Genomic DNA, 15,216 nt, shown 5'->3' with positions numbered 1-15,216 from the left:
GGAGGGAATTGATCCTGATCAAAATAGTCAACTTAATGCAACCCGCCCCGCATCGCTCAGCCCATAAACGCCCCGCTCAACCCGTTCAAACCAGCCATAATGGTTCGCCGCCATCATGGTCGTTGCTTTTTCCACGCCTGTCGCCTTGGCCAGATCCGCCCCTTTCATCGGCCCATGCTCAGCCAGATGAGCCGCTAGTTTCTCGGCATCCTGACGATAGGCCGTGACAATCTTGCCATTGGTCCCCCCCATATTGGGGTCCCCTTCACGACGGACAAATTCCCCCAACAGCCGCGCCGATTTCACTTTGGATTTACGGGGAAGAAAGGGCGCGGGATCACAATGAAGTTGCACAAACCCATCTGTCAGGCGCACCGAAAGAACCCCCAGCCCAAGTCGGCGGCACAGACCGATATTTCCCTTGAAAGCGCGCCACCCAGACCGCCCAGACCAGCGCGGCACCGCCACATAAACATGATCACTGATAGCCTGACGCGCCACAGCCTGCTGCAGAAGGGTCAGGGAAAACCCGGCTTTCAGCTCCACCACCATCGGGTCACTGCCATCGCGCAGCGCAACCACATCCGCCCCGGCAACTTCGGACTTCACCCCATATCCCATCCCTTCAAGCCAGGCCTTGACCGGCAGATAAAGATCGGTTTCGGATATCCTGCCCACCTGCCTTCCACCCCCAACAAAACCAGAAAACTAGTTTTCTGGTTTTCTAGGAAATGCCCATCCGGCCCAATCGTCAACCAAAATCACAATCCCTCGCCCTGTCAGCGCCAACACGGGTGACAAGCCCAGACAACGCCCGTATAAGGCCCGCAAATCCCTTATTGCAAAGACGGAATGAACACATGACCACGCTTGTTTTCGGCCACAAATCCCCCGACACCGACTCCACCGGTTCGCCCATCATCTGGTCTTGGTACCTGAACGAAGTGAAAGGCGTTGAGGCCAAACCCGTTCTTCTTGGCACCCCCAATACCGAAGCCCAGTTCATGGTTGAACGCTGGGGATTTGACCTGCCAGAGATCATCGAAGACGTGGCCGACGGCCAGCCCTGTGTGGTGGTTGATACCAACAACCCCGCCGAATTGCCCGCCAACATCAACGGCGCGGATGTGCAGGCCATTATCGACCACCACAAGCTGGTCGGCGGCCTGGAGACCAAAGGTCCGATCGACATCACCATCCGTCCGCTGGCCTGCACCGCCACCATCATGATCGACCTGATGGGCGATGACGCCGCCAAGATGCCCGACAATATCAAGGGCGCCGCGCTGACCTGCATCCTGTCGGACACGCTCGAATTCCGCTCCCCCACCACCACCGATCACGACCGTGAAGTGACCGAAAAACTGGCCGCCGATCTGGGCATCGACATCTCGGCCTATGCGTCTGAAATGTTCGAAGCGAAATCGGACGTCTCCGCCTTCACCGCAGCCGAGCTTTGCCGCCTCGATTCGAAAGAATACGAAGTGGACGGGGTGAAGTTCCGCGTAGGTGTGCTGGAAACAACCGCGCCGAAAATGATCCTCGACCGCAAAGAGGAACTGGTCGCCGCCATGCCGGAGGTCGCCAAGCAAGACGGGCTGGATCAGGTGCTGCTGTTTGTCGTCGACATCCTGAACGAAGAGGCCACCCTGTTCGTGCCGAACGACCTGGTGAAAGGCGTGGCCGAGAAAAGCTTTGGCGCCACCGTCGAGGGCGACACCGTGGTCCTGCCCGGCATCATGAGCCGCAAGAAACAGATCATCCCGAACCTGGCTGTGTAATCACTGCCCGTCGGAACACTCAAAAGGCCCGCGCCTGTCGCGGGCCTTTTTCTTTTGGGCCAGATCCGTTCGATCACCGCCCTGCCTTGATCCGTTCCACCTCGGCCAGAACGGTTTCCACGCGGCGACGATCTGCGGGGTGGGTGGACCAAAACCCTCCCTGCCCCTGAGCGCCCTGTGCTGAAGCGCGGGTAAAGAACTGCAGCCCTTTGACCGGGTCATAGCCCGCCGCATAGGCAATACGCGCGCCAAGGACGTCACTCTCCAGCTCATAATCCTGCGAATAGGCCCGCCCACCAATGGCGGCGCCAAGATCCATGCTGGCCTCAATCGCTGTGACATCTGCACCCACCGCAGCCGTCAGCGCACCCAGGATCAACGCGCCAGCCTGCGCCTGCTGCACCGACTTCTGGATATGTTGGCCGAGCATATGCCCATATTCATGCCCCAGCACAAAGGCGACTTCATCATCCGACCCGCTTTCCTGCAGCAGCGGCACAGACACACGCACAATGGGTCGCCCGTTGTCGAAAGTGAAATAGGCGTTGGGGTCTTTCAGCGTTGCATCAATCCCGAAATCAACATTGCAAAAGGCGGTGTTTCCGCCCGGGCGCACCTTCTGACAATATCGCACCCCCGCATGGCGCACCCGCGGCATCACCCGCTTGAACCGGGCCAGCGCGGCACTGCGTGACAGTTTGCCCACGTTTTCATATTGCGCCGCATGATAAAGCTCCTGCGCCTGCGTTTGATCGCTCTGCCGCGTCTTTGGGACTTCGGTTGTCGTCGTGCAACCCGCCAGAACCACCGCTGACACGATCACCAGTTTGCGCAGACAACACCCGAATGCAAAGCTGGACACCATGGCCACTCCCCTCTCAAAACTCAACGCAATGCACCAAACTCTGATATGATTTAGCGATTATTCATGGTCAAACCAGCTTTGTTTTGGCATATCCCGCCCATAAGCGAAAAGGATCCCCATGCCCCGTATCATCACCGCCCTGTCCGAGATTTCTGCAAACTACGACGCGATGTTCGTTGACCTCTGGGGGTGTGTGCATAATGGCATCACGGCCTTTGACGAGGCGGTGGCCGCGCTGCGCGCCTATCGTGCGGGCGGCGGTTTTGTGGTGCTGGTGACCAACTCTCCCAAACCGCGTGCGGGCGTCGCAGCACAATTGCCGGAATTCGGAGTGCCTTCGGATTGCTACGACACGATCGCCACCTCGGGCGACAGCGCGCGCGCCGCGATGTTCACCGGGGCTGTGGGCAACAAGGTGTTTTTCATGGGCGAATGGGAACGCGATGCCGGGTTCTTTGAGCCGATGCAGGTGATTGACACCCCGGTTGAGATCACCCGCGTTCCGGTGGCAGAGGCAGAGGGCATCGTCTGCTGTGGGCCGTTCGACCCGATGGCAGATCCGGACACATGGCGCGCGGATCTGATGATGGCGAAACAGATGGGGGCGAAGCTGCTTTGCGCCAACCCGGACATTATCGTCGACCGTGGCGAGGCGCGGGAATGGTGCGCGGGCGCCGTGGCGCGCATGTATACGGAAATGGGGGGGGAGAGCCTCTATTTCGGGAAACCCCACCCGCCCATCTACGACCTCGCCCGCCGCCGCATGCTGGCCGAAGGGCACGACATCTCCAATGCGCGCATTCTGGCCATTGGCGACGGCATCCACACCGATATTCGTGGTGCATTGGGAGAGGATATCGACTCTCTGTTCATCACCGGCGGGCTGGCCCGCGAGGAAACCGGCACCTTGACGCAGCCTGACCCGGTGAAGCTGGCGCAATTTGTTGCAGATGAACAAATCAGCCCCAGCTTTGCCATCGGGTATTTGCGCTGACAAAAATTCCCCCCTTGCTTTCTGCGGTCGCAAAGTAATATTGTTGCGCGCAGGGCGCAGGGCGCGTCCTTTTGTTACTCGCCGAATGGCAATCAAAGGACAGCAAAGGGAATTCCATGTCAGACACGATCACCCGTGGCACCATCCACGCAGACGAGCTTGAAGTCGGCATGTGCCGCACCCTCACCAAAGAAGTGACCGATCGCGATATCGAGCTATTTGCCGAAGTGTCCACCGACCGCAATCCGGTGCATCTGGATGACGACTATGCCAAGGACACCATGTTCAAGGGCCGCATTGCCCACGGGATGCTGACCGCCGGATTGATTTCGGCTGTGATTGGTGAGCAACTGCCCGGTCATGGCACAATTTACCTTGGTCAGAACCTTGCCTTCAAAGCGCCGGTGCGTCCCGGTGATGTGGTCACTGCAGAGGTAACGGTGATGGAGGTGGACCCGGCAAAAGGTCGTGCCACCCTCAAGACCGAATGCCTGGTGGACGGAAAGCCGGTTCTGACCGGCGAGGCCAAAGTGCTTGCCCCGAAGCGTGGATGACAGCAGGACCAACATCCGGAAAGCCCGGCAAAGAGGGGCTCTGCCCCTCGCCTCTCTGAGGCTCACCCCGGAGTATTTGCACCAAGAAGAAGCAGTGGTGCAGATTTGCTGACATCCGAGCTGATCACCGGGGTTGCACAGGCGCGGCGGGAGCGGTAATGCAGCCTCATGCGCATCGTTCGAGACTATCAGTTTATTGCCCCTGAAGACCGTGGTGCTTCCGCGGTGATTGGCAATTTTGATGGCGTCCATCTGGGCCATCAATATGTGATCGACATTGCCCGCAAGGCGGCAGCCCAGTCTGGTGCTCCGCTTGGGGTCATGACCTTTGAACCCCATCCGCGCGAGTATTTTGCCCCCAAGGCCCCGCCATTTCGGCTGATGGGATCGGAGGCGCGTGCGCACCGGCTGGAAAAGCTGGGGGTCGAGCGGCTTTATGAGCTCAGCTTCAACGACACGCTGTCCGCCCTCACACCGCGTGAATTTGCACAGGACGTGATTGTTGACGGTCTGGGGCTGGCCCATGTGGTTGTTGGCGCGGATTTCTGCTTTGGTCAGGGGCGCGCGGGTCATGCTGATGATCTGGTGGCCCTTGGGCAGGAGCTTGGCTTTGGTGTCACCATTGCGCCTTTGATGGAGGATGCCGGTCGGGAGGTCAGCTCCACCGCGATCCGTCAGGCACTGAGCGAGGGCCGCCCGCAGGATGCGGCACGGATGCTGGGACATTTGCACCGGATCGAGGGTGAGGTGATCCGGGGCGATCAGCGCGGTCGGGATCTGGGATATCCGACTGCAAACATGTCTATTGCGGGGCTACATCCGCCGAAATTCGGTGTCTACGTGGTTGAGGTCGATATTCTCACCGGTCCGCATCAGGGCACTTACGGGGGCGCCGCCTCAATGGGCACCCGCCCGATGTTCGGGGAAAACCTGCCCAATATCGAAAGTTTCCTGTTTGATTTCAAAGGCGACATCTATGGTGAGCACCTGTCGGTGGCGCTGATCGAATATCTGCGCCCGGAGCGGGTCTTTGACAATCTGGACGCGCTGATCACCCAGATGAACGCCGATTGTGATACCGCGCGTGACATTCTGGCTGCGCGCAAACGGAGGGATACATGATCCGGCATGTCGTGTTCTTCACTGCGCGCGAGGCGAAATATCGCGATCAGATCTTTGACGGGTTGAACCTGTTGCAGGGCATCCCGCACAAGCGCTTTCTTGAAGTCGGACGTAATCTGGCCACGGACCCGATCCCCGGCACACACCCGGACTTCGTGGTCTATGGCGAATTTGACAATGAAACGCAGCTGGCCGCCTTCAAGGCCCATCCCCTTTATCAGGCCAGCATCGACAAGGTCCGCCCGTTGCGGGATCTGCGCATGTCGGCTGATTTCCTGACCGGTCAGAGCTGACCGGATGGCTGCCGCTTTGCGCAAGAAATTCTGGGAGCGCCCGCTGCAGGATCTTACCCCTGACGAGTGGGAAGCCCTGTGTGACGGATGTGGGAAATGCTGCCTGAACAAGCTGGAAGATGAGGAAAGTGGCGAAGTGGTCTTTACCCGCATTGCCTGCCGCCTTCTGGACAATGACACCTGCCGTTGCGCCCAATATGACATCCGGTTGAATTTCGTTCCGGAATGCATTGTGCTGAGCCGCCGGAACATCGCCGAAATTGCCTATTTCATGCCCGCGTCCTGCGCCTATCGCTTGCGCCATGAAGGCAAGCCCCTTGCCGACTGGCATCCGCTGATTGCGGGCGGGGCGGAACGGATGCACGCGGAGGGCCGCTCGGTCAAAGGCTGGACCATCCCGGAATTCGACGTCCCGGAAGAAGAATGGGAAGATCACCTGATCGAGGAGCCACACTGATGTTTTTTGCCTCTGACAACACCGGCCCGGTTCATCCGGACATCCTTGCAGCCCTGACCGCCGCCAATGATGGCTACGCCATGCCCTATGGCGCGGATGACCTGAATGCACAGGTTACTGCGCGTATTCGTGACCTGTTCGAAGCCCCCGAGGCGGCCGTTTATCTGGTTGCCACCGGCACCGCGGCGAACTCATTGGCGCTGGCCACCCTGGCCCAGCCTTTTGAGACCATTTTCTGCACTGGTGAGGCGCATATCCACGAAGACGAATGCAACGCCCCAGAGTTCTATTCCGGTGGCGCGAAACTCACCCTTGTGCCCTCTGTGGACGCGAAAATGACGCCGGACAGCCTGCGCACCAGCATCGCCAAGGAAGAAACCCGTGGCGTGCATGGCCCGCAGCGCGGCCCGGTATCGCTGACCAATGTGACCGAGCGTGGCACCGTTTACTCCGTGGCCCAGATCGCGGCGCTGACATCCGTCGCAAAAGACTACGGCCTCGCCACCCACCTGGACGGTGCACGGTTTGCCAATGCGCTGGTGGCACTCGGCTGTTCACCCGCTGACATGACCTGGAAAGCAGGCATTGACGCAGTCAGCTTCGGCGGCACCAAGAACGGCTGCATGGGGGCGGAAGCGGTGATCTTCTTCGACCCCAAACATGCCTGGGAATTTGAATTGCGCCGCAAACGCGGAGCACATCTTTTCTCAAAACACCGGTTCCTGTCGGCACAGATGCTGGCCTATCTCGAAGACAATCTCTGGCTGGATCTGGCGGCGCACGCAAACGCTGCCAATGCGCGTCTGGCACGGGGGTTAAAACAGATCGACGGCACGTCCTACATCTATGAGCCTGAGGCAAATATCAGCTTTGCGCGCTGGTCACGCCGCGCCCACCAGACACTGCACAAGGCAGGGGCAGCCTACTATGTCTGGAATGACGACCTTGCCGGGGATGACCCAGATGAGGCGCTGGAGGCGCGCCTTGTCACCAACTGGGCCACAACGGATGAAAATGTCGACCAGTTTCTGTCGCTGATCCGGGGATAACACCCCCGGCGGACACGTCCTGATGGGGGATCAGCCCCCAACTGACGCACGCTCAAGATGTCGCCTGATCTCCTCAGAAACCTGTTGCGGGTGGGAAATTGGTGCCATATGCCCTGCCCCCTCGACAACGATCCGCCGAACGTCCGGCAGGCGGGCCTCGAAGACGTCGTGAATGGCTGCGACAATCGGCGGGGATTGCGCGCCTTCGATCAGCAGGCACGGCATTGTCAGCGCCTCAAGCGCACCGGGTGCTGCCTGACCATAAAGGTCGTCCCCGGTCACCGGGGCGCAGGCGACAATCAGATGGATCCGCGCCGCCATATCGTCGCGCAGAATGGTCGGCAGCCGCTCCCACGGGGTGCCACCACCCCAAAGCCCGTGGAACAGACGCGCCGCTTCGATCCGGTCTCCTGCATGGAACGCCGAGGCAAAAGCCCCGTTCATGAAGCCATCCAGCGTGTCAAACACCTCCTGTCCCCTTGCGGCCGCAAACAGGACCGGTTCGATCAGGGTCAGGCTGCGCACCTTTGCGGGGGCAATCTGTGCCACGCGCAACGCAATCACTGCGCCAAAGCTGTGCCCAACCAGATCAACGGGACCGGTGGCCGCACGGTCCAGAAGCGCCAGAACCGCATCTACCGCCTGCGCGGTATAGTCCCGCTGCGGATCCCAATCCCCGCTTTGCCCATGGCCCGGCAGATCCGGTGCCAGCATCGACAGGTCATCATCCAGCAGGCGGGCCACACCACGCCATGCGCCGGAATGGGCCAGCGAACAATGCAGCAAAAGCGCCTCGCGACTGCCCTGCCCCATGCGTGTCCAAAATGTTTGTGTGCCCGAAAAACTCTCTTTGCTCATGCCTCGCTTATGAGCGGGCGGCGAGATGGGCGTCAAGCTGGACCAGACGGTCCTGCCCCCAGAACCTTGCGTCATCATCGGTGACATAGAAGGGCGACCCGAACACGCCCGCTTTCACCGCATCCTCGGTGTTGGAGGCATAGGTTTCGGCCCCGTCAAGCATCCCGGTCATGGTCAACATGCGTGAAAAGCCATGGGCCTCCAGCGCATCCCCAATCACCTCATCTTGAGCGATGTCCTTTTCCTCGGCCCAGGTGGCCCGTAAAATGGCCTGCACCAGCGCCCCCACATCACCACCGCCCGCTTTCGCAGCCGCAATGATCGCGTAGGAGGCGGGGGCGGGATTGGTTGGCCAGAAAGCGGGCGTGTGGTTCATCTCCATCCCCAGCTCTGCCGACCAGCGTTTCAGCTCCTGCATCCGATAGTCCATTCGGCTGGGATGGCGGTCTGCCGGTTTCTGCCCGCCCATCCGCTCGAAAATCGCCATAATGTCCATCGGTTTGTAGGTGATGCCCGCCCCGTGCCGTGCTGCAATCTCCTCCAGCCGCGCCCCGGCCAGATAGGCCCAGGGTGACAGAACCGTGAAATAATAGTCGATATGGGCCAAAATAATCCCTCCTCTTTCCTGCAACCTGTTTAAAGGAATCTGTGCGGGTGGTAAGGGAGATCATCGTCACGATTCTGTCATACGGGCCACTTGGGGAAGCTACCATGCCGTCGATCACCGAACCGAAACTCATCTCTGGCAATGCCAACCAACCGCTGGCCAAGGCTGTTGCCAAACGCATGTCGCTTCATCGCGGCGAACGTGTGGGGCTGGTGGATGCCCGCGTCGAACGTTTCAACGATCAGGAGGTCTTTGTCGAGATCTACGAAAACGTTCGCGGCGAGGATATGTTCATCATCCAGCCGACCTCGAACCCGGCCAATGACAACCTGATGGAACTCTTGATCATCTCGGACACGCTGCGCCGCTCCTCCGCCGCCCGCATCACCGCCGTGATCCCCTATTTCGGCTATGCCCGTCAGGACCGCCGCACCAAGGCCCGCACACCGATTTCGGCCAAGCTGGTGGCAAACCTGATCGCCCAGTCGGGCATCGAGCGGGTGCTGACCATGGACCTGCACGCCACCCAGATCCAGGGTTTCTTTGATATTCCGGTGGACAACCTTTACGCCAGCCCGGTCTTTGCCCTCGACGTGAAACACCATTTCAAGGATTGCCTCGACGAGGTGATGGTCATCTCACCCGACGTGGGCGGTGTGGCCCGCGCCCGCGAATTGGCAAAACGCATCAACGCCCCGCTTGCCATCGTGGACAAGCGCCGCGAAAAGGCCGGGGAAGTGGCTGAAATGACCGTGATCGGGGATGTGACCGGCAAACGCTGCATCATTGTCGACGACATCTGTGACACCGCAGGCACCCTGTGCAAGGCGGCCGAGGTTCTGATCGAACAGGGCGCCAGCGAAGTGCATGCCTATATCACCCATGGCGTCATGTCCGGGCCGGCGGTGGAACGCGTGACCAAATCGGTAATGAAATCACTGGTGATCACGGATTCGATCCAACCCACCGAGGCCGTGCAGAACGCACCGAATATCCGCATCGTGCCCACCGCACCGATCTTTGCGCAAGCCATCCAGAACATCTGGGGCGGCATGTCGGTTTCGTCACTCTTTGACCATGACACGCTGGAACCGCTTTACGAAGGCATGTATACCTGAGCGTTTTCAAGGCGTTGAAAGAGTTTTGTTCAAACAGAAGGGCCCGTCAGGGCCCTTTTTTCATTCCACCGAAAGCCTTTCGTTTTCCCCCCACAAAGGGAAAATCGAATTGCGGCACGAGCTATCAATGATGCGGGCGTGTCGGGAATACCCTGTGTCTCCGGCTGGTCCCGTAATGCTTTACGCGGCAGGGGGCTACTCGACATCCCAATTGTCCGGATCCGGCATCGGCCCCATCGCCAGCCAGTCGGCACGGATGCGGGCGACCTTCGTGTCCCCCCAGGTCCGGAACACGATCTCAAACCCTTCATGGGTGACGTTTTCAGCACAGATATCCGCCCGGAGATTGGTGTTGCAGGACATGTCCCACATGGACATGCTCACCTGCACGATCGGCACTTCGGCAAAACGCCCATTGAAGCTGACCGACGCGCGGAACTCTCGCGGTCCCTCTCCGGTCCACATGTCGCCGTCATGTTCAAAATCGGAAAACAGAACGCGACTGCCCTGTTCGACGCCCAATAAGTTGCGATCAAATGTCCTCATGGTTGAACCTGAAAATTTCCTTTTCATGCCAATAAGCCAAAGAATTCAGGCGTTTTCAAGGCATTCTGCGCAATCTGAAGAAGAGGGGGAAGATTACGATCACAATCAGGCCCGAGAACAGAAACGGCGCACCGGGCAGGTAAAAAACCGCCTCTTCGGTGGCGAAAAACTGGAACATGCCGGTCATGACCATAGGGGCAATCACGGCGGAAATCGAGCCCAGAGAGGCGATGACCCCTTGCAGCAATCCCTGCCGGTCCTCGGCCACGCGATTGGCCATCAGCGCCGTCATGGTCGGTGGCGCCATATCCGAAAGGGCCGCGACCAGAAGGAAGGAAAACATCACCATCACACTTGCTGTCAGGCCAAAGGCAACAAAGGCAGTTATTGCACAACTTATTGAAAAGATGAGTGTTTTAAACTCCCCAAAGCGTGGAATCATGAACCGCATCACCACGCCCTGGGTAAAGGTGATCCCGATCCCATAGGCCGCCAGTGTCAGGCCGATCAGCGCCGTGCCCCAACCAAATACCTCGCGGGTCCAGAATGCCCAGAGGGTGGGATAGACCATATTGGCAAACTCAAACAGGAACAGAAGGATCAGCGGAAGCCCCAGCCCCGGCAGGCGGAACGCATCCAGAATAGAGCTGAACGGATTGAGGTCCCGGCGCACAAAGCTGCGTCGTTTTTCCTTGCTAAGGCTTTCTGGCAAAACGAAAATTCCAAACAGGACATTGATGCCAGCCATGGCCGCAGACAGCCAGAACGGGGCGGTGATATGCCAGCTGGCCACCACCCCACCGATGGCGGGCCCGATGACAAAACCGATGCCGAACGCTGCGCCAATCAGACCAAAATTCGCCGCGCGCTCCTCGGGTTTCGAAATGTCCGAAAGATAGGCCGTGGCGGTGATATAGGTCCCCCCGGCAATCCCCGCCATGGCACGACCAATCAAGAGCCAGATAAACGTGGTCGACAGCGCCATGATGACATAGTCCACACATAGGGCCACAAGGGCCAGCAGCAGCACCGGACGCCGCCCGTAACTGTCTGACAAACCACCGATAATCGGCGCAAACAGGAACTGCATCCCGGCATAGGACGCCATCAGAATGCCGCCCCAGAACGCCCCGTCCGCAGTGCTGCCCGCCCCCACCTTTTCCATCAGGTCCGGCATGATCGGAAACACGATCCCGACCCCGATCGCATCAAGGAACAGGGTGGCGAGGATAAACCAGAGGGCAGCGCGACTTTTCATTTGAGGGTCCAGCGGGAAATCTTAACCAATGGGTCAAGTTCTGACCGGAAGCCGCGCGGGTTGCAATCTTTAAAGTTTTGAGGGGCCGGGAAGGCGAAACTTTAAAGTTTTTAGGGGGGTGGAAGGGGAAAGTTTAAAGTTTTGCAGGGGGGCAAAATAGAAAAACTGTGACTCCGCCCAGTGTTTTTATAACCTCGCTCACCCTGCTTTGATCAAACGCTTGCCGGAGGTGTAATGTAATGCGACCCCATGCTCCCCATCCCAAGCACATTCAGCAAACAACGACACAATTGTCCCGGAAAAAGGCGCAGGGTCCGTTGATATTTCCACTTGAATGGTCGTAAATCTGACGAGCTTCCAAATGTCACGCCGCCTTCTAGGCACTTTCGGTGCATCAAATGCAGCCGTTTGTTCCGCCTCCCAATCCAACTGCTTCTGGGGCGTTTCAAAGTCTTCCTCGCAATCCTCAAACGACTGCATGCATAACCGAAACAGGGCTTTTTCTGCTTCTTTTTGCCGCCCGATACGGCGCGCAGAAATTGCACCAACGGCATCCGCTACTTCATTGATTGAGATATTGGATGGGTCAAACTGAACACTCATCTGTGAGCCGGGTATGAATGGTAGTTTTACTTGTCCATTGGTTCTGAGATGGACAAATTCCTGCCGGGTATCATTAAGCAGGTGCATAATTTCTTGCTTGTTCAAAATCAGGATCCTCACCTCAAAACGTGATCGATATTCAACTTAGCTTAAAGCCGAGATATCCGACGAACTGGGCCAATATATGGCGCGGAGAAAATGGAGTAGATTTCACGGGTGCGGCGTAAAATACACATTCGTGTAGGCCGCCCAACAAAAAACCCCGCCACTTGGGCGGGGTTTCTTTGTCTTTGCCGGGGTCTCCGGGGGCCGTTTGGCTTAGCGGGCGGAAAGGCCCAGTTCGCTGGCCATGGCGGCGATGTCGACGGTGCGTTTGGCCAGTTCGTCGAGGTTCTCGGCGGTGGCGTTTTCCGTCGCGTTGGCGGCGTCCTGCACAAAGCTGTCAACAACCTCTTGGGTCATTTCAGCCACCGGCACGGCGCGTTCGGCCAGAACCGAGGTGCCTTCTGCGGTGATTTCCGCAAAGCCGCCGGTCACGGCATATTCGGCGTTGCCCTCGGGGCTTTCCACCTTGACGATGCCGGGACGCAGCGTGGTGATGGTCGGCGCGTGCATCGGCATGGCCGTCATGTCGCCATCTGCCCCGGGCAGCTGAACGGCGGTTGCCTTGAGCGAAGCCAGGCTGCGCTCGGGCGACACCAGATCAAATTGCATCGTATCTGCCATTTAGGGTCTCCTTTCAGGATGGTCGGGGGTGGGTTGCCCCACCCCGTCGCGCATCCGATTAAGCGGCGTCAGCGGCCATTTTCTCGGCTTTGGCGATCACTTCGTCGATGCCGCCAACCATGTAGAAGGCGCCTTCGGGCAGGTGGTCATATTCGCCAGCCACAACAGCCTTGAACGAGCTGATCGTGTCTTCGAGCGGAACCTGCACACCGTCCGAGCCGGTGAACACTTTTGCCACGTCGAAGGGTTGCGAGAGGAAACGCTGGATCTTACGGGCACGGGCCACGGTCAGCTTGTCCTCTTCCGACAGTTCGTCCATGCCGAGGATGGCGATGATGTCCTGCAGCGACTTGTAGCGCTGGAGGATCTGCTGAACGTCGTTTGCAACCTTGTAGTGCTCTTCACCAACGATCTGCGGGTCGAGGATCCGCGACGACGAGTCGAGCGGGTCCACAGCCGGGTAGATGCCGAGCTCAGAGATCGCACGCGACAGAACGGTCGTGGCGTCGAGGTGAGCAAAGGTGGTGGCCGGAGCCGGGTCGGTAAGGTCATCCGCGGGAACGTAGACGGCCTGGATCGAGGTAATCGAGCCTTGCTTGGTCGAGGTAATGCGTTCCTGCATCGCACCCATGTCGGTGGCCAGCGTCGGCTGGTAACCCACAGCGGAGGGGATACGGCCGAGAAGGGCCGACACCTCGGAACCCGCCTGGGTAAAGCGGAAGATGTTGTCGACGAAGAACAGAACGTCGGTCCCGGACTGGTCGCGGAACTGCTCAGCCAGGGTCAGACCGGTCAGAGCAACACGGGCACGTGCCCCCGGAGGTTCGTTCATCTGACCGTAAACCAGGGCCACTTGGCTTTCTTCCAGGTTGTCCGGCTTGATAACGTTCGATTCGATCATCTCCCAGTAAAGGTCGTTGCCTTCACGGGTCCGTTCGCCAACACCCGCAAACACCGAGTAACCCGAGTGCACTTTTGCGATGTTGTTGATGAGTTCCATGATCAGAACGGTTTTGCCCACGCCGGCGCCGCCGAACAGACCAATTTTACCACCCTTGGAGTAGGGGGCGAGCAGGTCGATCACCTTGATGCCGGTGACGAGGATTTCCGATTCCGTGGCTTGCTCGTCAAATTCAGGAGCAGGCTGGTGGATGGCGCGGTATTCTTTGGCTTCAACCGGACCTTTTTCGTCCACGGGTTCGCCAACCACGTTCAGGATGCGGCCCAGGGTGGCGTTGCCAACCGGAACCGAGATCGGTGCGCCGGTGTCTTCCACGGCGGCGCCGCGAACCAGACCTTCGGTGGCGTCCATAGCGATACAGCGCACGGTGTTTTCACCGAGGTGCTGCGACACTTCCAGAACCAGTTTGTTGCCATTGTTGTCGGTGTTGAGTGCGTTCAGAATTTCGGGAAGGGCATCCTCGAACTGAACGTCTACAACGGCGCCGATCACCTGGGTGATCTTACCTTTTGCATTTGCCATTGTCGTTTCTCCGATTTCTTAGAGCGCCTCGGCGCCCGAAATGATTTCGATAAGTTCGTTGGTGATCACAGCCTGACGCGAGCGGTTGAACTCGATGGTCAGCTTGTCGATCATTTCGCCAGCGTTGCGGGTTGCGTTGTCCATGGCGGACATCCGCGCGCCCTGTTCTGACGCCGCGTTTTCCAGAAGCGCCGAGAAGATCTGGGTGGCCACGCCCGAGGGCAGCAGCGTTTTCAGAATGCCTTCTTCCGACGGTTCGTAATCATAGACCACCGATGCATCCGCACCCTCTTCAGGCGCGTCGAAGCTGGCCGGGATGACCTGCGTCGCGGTCGGGATCTGGCTGATCACGCTTTCGAACTTGTTGTAGAAGATCGTCGCCACGTCGAACTCACCTTCGTTGAAACGATGGATGAGGTCATGGGCGATGGATTGTGCGTTGGCATAGCCGACGTTGCGCACAGCCGAGAGATCCACATGGTCTACCATCTGGTCTTCGAAATCACGCTTCATCTGCTCGCGGCCTTTTTTGCCGACCGTCAGGATTTTCACCGTCTTGCCGTTGGCCGTCAGCTCAGCTGCCTTTGCACGCGCCATCTTTACGATCGACGAGTTGAAGCCACCGCAGAGGCCGCGTTCGGCGGTCATGACCACAAGCATGTGGACTTGATCGGAACCCGAGCCTGCCAGAAGCGCAGGGGCATTGCCCCCGGCCGAGGCGGCCGCCAGGCTACCCAGAACGGCGTTGAACCGTTCTGCATAGGGACGACCTGCTTCGGCAGCTTCCTGTGCCCGCCGCAGTTTTGCGGCGGCCACCATCTGCATGGCCTTCGTGATCTTCCGCGTGGATTTCACGCTTTCGATCCGGTTTTTGAGGTCCTTAAGGTTGGGCATCGTTTGAG

Annotated in this window: 18 protein-coding genes; 8 read left to right on the top strand and 10 right to left on the bottom strand. The window is 58.8% G+C overall.

Annotated elements, in window-relative coordinates:
- Window positions 1-27 precede the first annotated feature (27 nt).
- A complete protein-coding gene (locus tag K3J57_RS02650) occupies window positions 28-621 on the bottom strand; it encodes a DUF2161 domain-containing phosphodiesterase (RefSeq protein ID WP_375542829.1) in 594 nt (197 codons plus the stop codon).
- 239 nt (window positions 622-860) lie between these two features.
- Between K3J57_RS02650 and K3J57_RS02645 the strand changes: the two genes are divergently transcribed.
- Window positions 861-1,781, top strand: coding sequence for a manganese-dependent inorganic pyrophosphatase (locus K3J57_RS02645; RefSeq protein WP_259786242.1), 921 nt, complete (start codon window positions 861-863; stop codon window positions 1,779-1,781).
- A 73-nt stretch (window positions 1,782-1,854) separates the two neighbouring features.
- On the opposite strand, the gene K3J57_RS02640 is transcribed toward K3J57_RS02645, so the two are convergent.
- Window positions 1,855-2,646 (bottom strand): M48 family metallopeptidase, encoded by a 792-nt coding sequence (locus tag K3J57_RS02640; protein ID WP_259786241.1) that lies wholly within the window; start codon window positions 2,644-2,646, stop codon window positions 1,855-1,857.
- 118 nt (window positions 2,647-2,764) lie between these two features.
- Between K3J57_RS02640 and K3J57_RS02635 the strand changes: the two genes are divergently transcribed.
- The 6 genes from K3J57_RS02635 (at window position 2,765) to K3J57_RS02610 (ending at window position 7,115) form a co-directional block, all read left to right on the top strand.
- On the top strand, window positions 2,765-3,640 hold the full coding sequence (locus K3J57_RS02635) for a TIGR01459 family HAD-type hydrolase (protein WP_259796973.1): 876 nt from the start codon (window positions 2,765-2,767) through the stop codon (window positions 3,638-3,640).
- Window positions 3,641-3,756: 116 nt separating this feature from the next.
- Window positions 3,757-4,194, top strand: coding sequence for a MaoC family dehydratase (locus K3J57_RS02630; protein ID WP_173485290.1), 438 nt, complete (start codon window positions 3,757-3,759; stop codon window positions 4,192-4,194).
- Between the two features lie 168 nt (window positions 4,195-4,362).
- Window positions 4,363-5,316, top strand: a complete 954-nt coding sequence (locus tag K3J57_RS02625; RefSeq protein WP_259793876.1) for a bifunctional riboflavin kinase/FAD synthetase — start codon at window positions 4,363-4,365, stop codon at window positions 5,314-5,316.
- A complete protein-coding gene (locus tag K3J57_RS02620) occupies window positions 5,313-5,609 on the top strand; it encodes a Dabb family protein (protein WP_055188455.1) in 297 nt (98 codons plus the stop codon). Before K3J57_RS02625 ends, K3J57_RS02620 begins: the two co-directional genes overlap by 4 nt.
- A 4-nt stretch (window positions 5,610-5,613) precedes the next feature.
- Window positions 5,614-6,066, top strand: coding sequence for a YcgN family cysteine cluster protein (locus K3J57_RS02615; protein WP_259796972.1), 453 nt, complete (start codon window positions 5,614-5,616; stop codon window positions 6,064-6,066).
- The gene (locus tag K3J57_RS02610) at window positions 6,066-7,115 is read left to right on the top strand and encodes a threonine aldolase family protein (protein WP_259796971.1); all 1,050 of its coding nucleotides are present in this window, start codon (window positions 6,066-6,068) and stop codon (window positions 7,113-7,115) included. Before K3J57_RS02615 ends, K3J57_RS02610 begins: the two co-directional genes overlap by 1 nt.
- Before the next feature lie 30 nt (window positions 7,116-7,145).
- Here K3J57_RS02610 and K3J57_RS02605 read toward each other — a convergent pair whose 3' ends face one another.
- The gene (locus tag K3J57_RS02605) at window positions 7,146-7,973 is read right to left on the bottom strand and encodes an alpha/beta fold hydrolase (protein ID WP_259796970.1); all 828 of its coding nucleotides are present in this window, start codon (window positions 7,971-7,973) and stop codon (window positions 7,146-7,148) included.
- A gap of 7 nt (window positions 7,974-7,980) precedes the next feature.
- A complete protein-coding gene (locus K3J57_RS02600; RefSeq protein WP_259776677.1) occupies window positions 7,981-8,580 on the bottom strand; it encodes a 2-hydroxychromene-2-carboxylate isomerase in 600 nt (199 codons plus the stop codon).
- 104 nt (window positions 8,581-8,684) lie between these two features.
- Between K3J57_RS02600 and K3J57_RS02595 the strand changes: the two genes are divergently transcribed.
- Window positions 8,685-9,698, top strand: coding sequence for a ribose-phosphate pyrophosphokinase (locus K3J57_RS02595; RefSeq protein WP_055188444.1), 1,014 nt, complete (start codon window positions 8,685-8,687; stop codon window positions 9,696-9,698).
- A gap of 195 nt (window positions 9,699-9,893) precedes the next feature.
- On the opposite strand, the gene K3J57_RS02590 is transcribed toward K3J57_RS02595, so the two are convergent.
- The 6 genes from K3J57_RS02590 to K3J57_RS02565 form a co-directional block, all read right to left on the bottom strand.
- Entirely contained in the window at window positions 9,894-10,244 is a 351-nt protein-coding gene (locus K3J57_RS02590) for an H-type lectin domain-containing protein (RefSeq protein WP_259786234.1), read from the bottom strand.
- A 55-nt stretch (window positions 10,245-10,299) separates the two neighbouring features.
- Window positions 10,300-11,502: an MFS transporter gene (locus K3J57_RS02585; protein WP_259796968.1), complete on the bottom strand. Its 1,203-nt coding sequence runs from the start codon at window positions 11,500-11,502 to the stop codon at window positions 10,300-10,302.
- 198 nt (window positions 11,503-11,700) lie between these two features.
- Entirely contained in the window at window positions 11,701-12,210 is a 510-nt protein-coding gene (locus K3J57_RS02580; protein ID WP_259793867.1) for a DUF6985 domain-containing protein, read from the bottom strand.
- 213 nt (window positions 12,211-12,423) lie between these two features.
- Entirely contained in the window at window positions 12,424-12,831 is a 408-nt protein-coding gene (locus K3J57_RS02575; RefSeq protein WP_055188438.1) for a F0F1 ATP synthase subunit epsilon, read from the bottom strand.
- A 58-nt stretch (window positions 12,832-12,889) separates the two neighbouring features.
- A complete protein-coding gene (gene atpD / locus K3J57_RS02570; RefSeq protein WP_259776674.1) occupies window positions 12,890-14,314 on the bottom strand; it encodes a F0F1 ATP synthase subunit beta in 1,425 nt (474 codons plus the stop codon).
- An 18-nt stretch (window positions 14,315-14,332) separates the two neighbouring features.
- Window positions 14,333-15,208 carry a F0F1 ATP synthase subunit gamma gene (locus K3J57_RS02565; RefSeq protein ID WP_173485280.1) on the bottom strand — a complete coding sequence of 292 codons (876 nt, stop codon included), beginning with the start codon at window positions 15,206-15,208 and terminating at the stop codon, window positions 14,333-14,335.
- Between the last annotated feature and the right edge of the window lie 8 nt (window positions 15,209-15,216).

Source organism: Aliiroseovarius crassostreae, assembly GCF_025137635.1.
Classification (GTDB): Bacteria; Pseudomonadota; Alphaproteobacteria; order Rhodobacterales; family Rhodobacteraceae; genus Aliiroseovarius; species Aliiroseovarius crassostreae.
This window is presented reverse-complemented; position numbering and strand designations above follow the sequence as displayed.

Bases quoted from the DNA above. Each gene is read 5' to 3' on its own strand.
- K3J57_RS02650 (WP_375542829.1), bottom strand. From the start codon at position 621: ATGGGATATGGGGTGAAGTCCGAAGTTGCCGGGGCGGATGTGGTTGCG.
- K3J57_RS02645 (WP_259786242.1), top strand. From the start codon at position 861: ATGACCACGCTTGTTTTCGGCCACAAATCCCCCGACACCGACTCCACC.
- K3J57_RS02640 (WP_259786241.1), bottom strand. From the start codon at position 2,646: ATGGTGTCCAGCTTTGCATTCGGGTGTTGTCTGCGCAAACTGGTGATC.
- K3J57_RS02635 (WP_259796973.1), top strand. From the start codon at position 2,765: ATGCCCCGTATCATCACCGCCCTGTCCGAGATTTCTGCAAACTACGAC.
- K3J57_RS02630 (WP_173485290.1), top strand. From the start codon at position 3,757: ATGTCAGACACGATCACCCGTGGCACCATCCACGCAGACGAGCTTGAA.
- K3J57_RS02625 (WP_259793876.1), top strand. From the start codon at position 4,363: ATGCGCATCGTTCGAGACTATCAGTTTATTGCCCCTGAAGACCGTGGT.
- K3J57_RS02620 (WP_055188455.1), top strand. From the start codon at position 5,313: ATGATCCGGCATGTCGTGTTCTTCACTGCGCGCGAGGCGAAATATCGC.
- K3J57_RS02615 (WP_259796972.1), top strand. From the start codon at position 5,614: ATGGCTGCCGCTTTGCGCAAGAAATTCTGGGAGCGCCCGCTGCAGGAT.
- K3J57_RS02610 (WP_259796971.1), top strand. From the start codon at position 6,066: ATGTTTTTTGCCTCTGACAACACCGGCCCGGTTCATCCGGACATCCTT.
- K3J57_RS02605 (WP_259796970.1), bottom strand. From the start codon at position 7,973: ATGAGCAAAGAGAGTTTTTCGGGCACACAAACATTTTGGACACGCATG.
- K3J57_RS02595 (WP_055188444.1), top strand. From the start codon at position 8,685: ATGCCGTCGATCACCGAACCGAAACTCATCTCTGGCAATGCCAACCAA.
- K3J57_RS02590 (WP_259786234.1), bottom strand. From the start codon at position 10,244: ATGAGGACATTTGATCGCAACTTATTGGGCGTCGAACAGGGCAGTCGC.
- K3J57_RS02585 (WP_259796968.1), bottom strand. From the start codon at position 11,502: ATGAAAAGTCGCGCTGCCCTCTGGTTTATCCTCGCCACCCTGTTCCTT.
- K3J57_RS02575 (WP_055188438.1), bottom strand. From the start codon at position 12,831: ATGGCAGATACGATGCAATTTGATCTGGTGTCGCCCGAGCGCAGCCTG.
- atpD (WP_259776674.1), bottom strand. From the start codon at position 14,314: ATGGCAAATGCAAAAGGTAAGATCACCCAGGTGATCGGCGCCGTTGTA.
- K3J57_RS02565 (WP_173485280.1), bottom strand. From the start codon at position 15,208: ATGCCCAACCTTAAGGACCTCAAAAACCGGATCGAAAGCGTGAAATCC.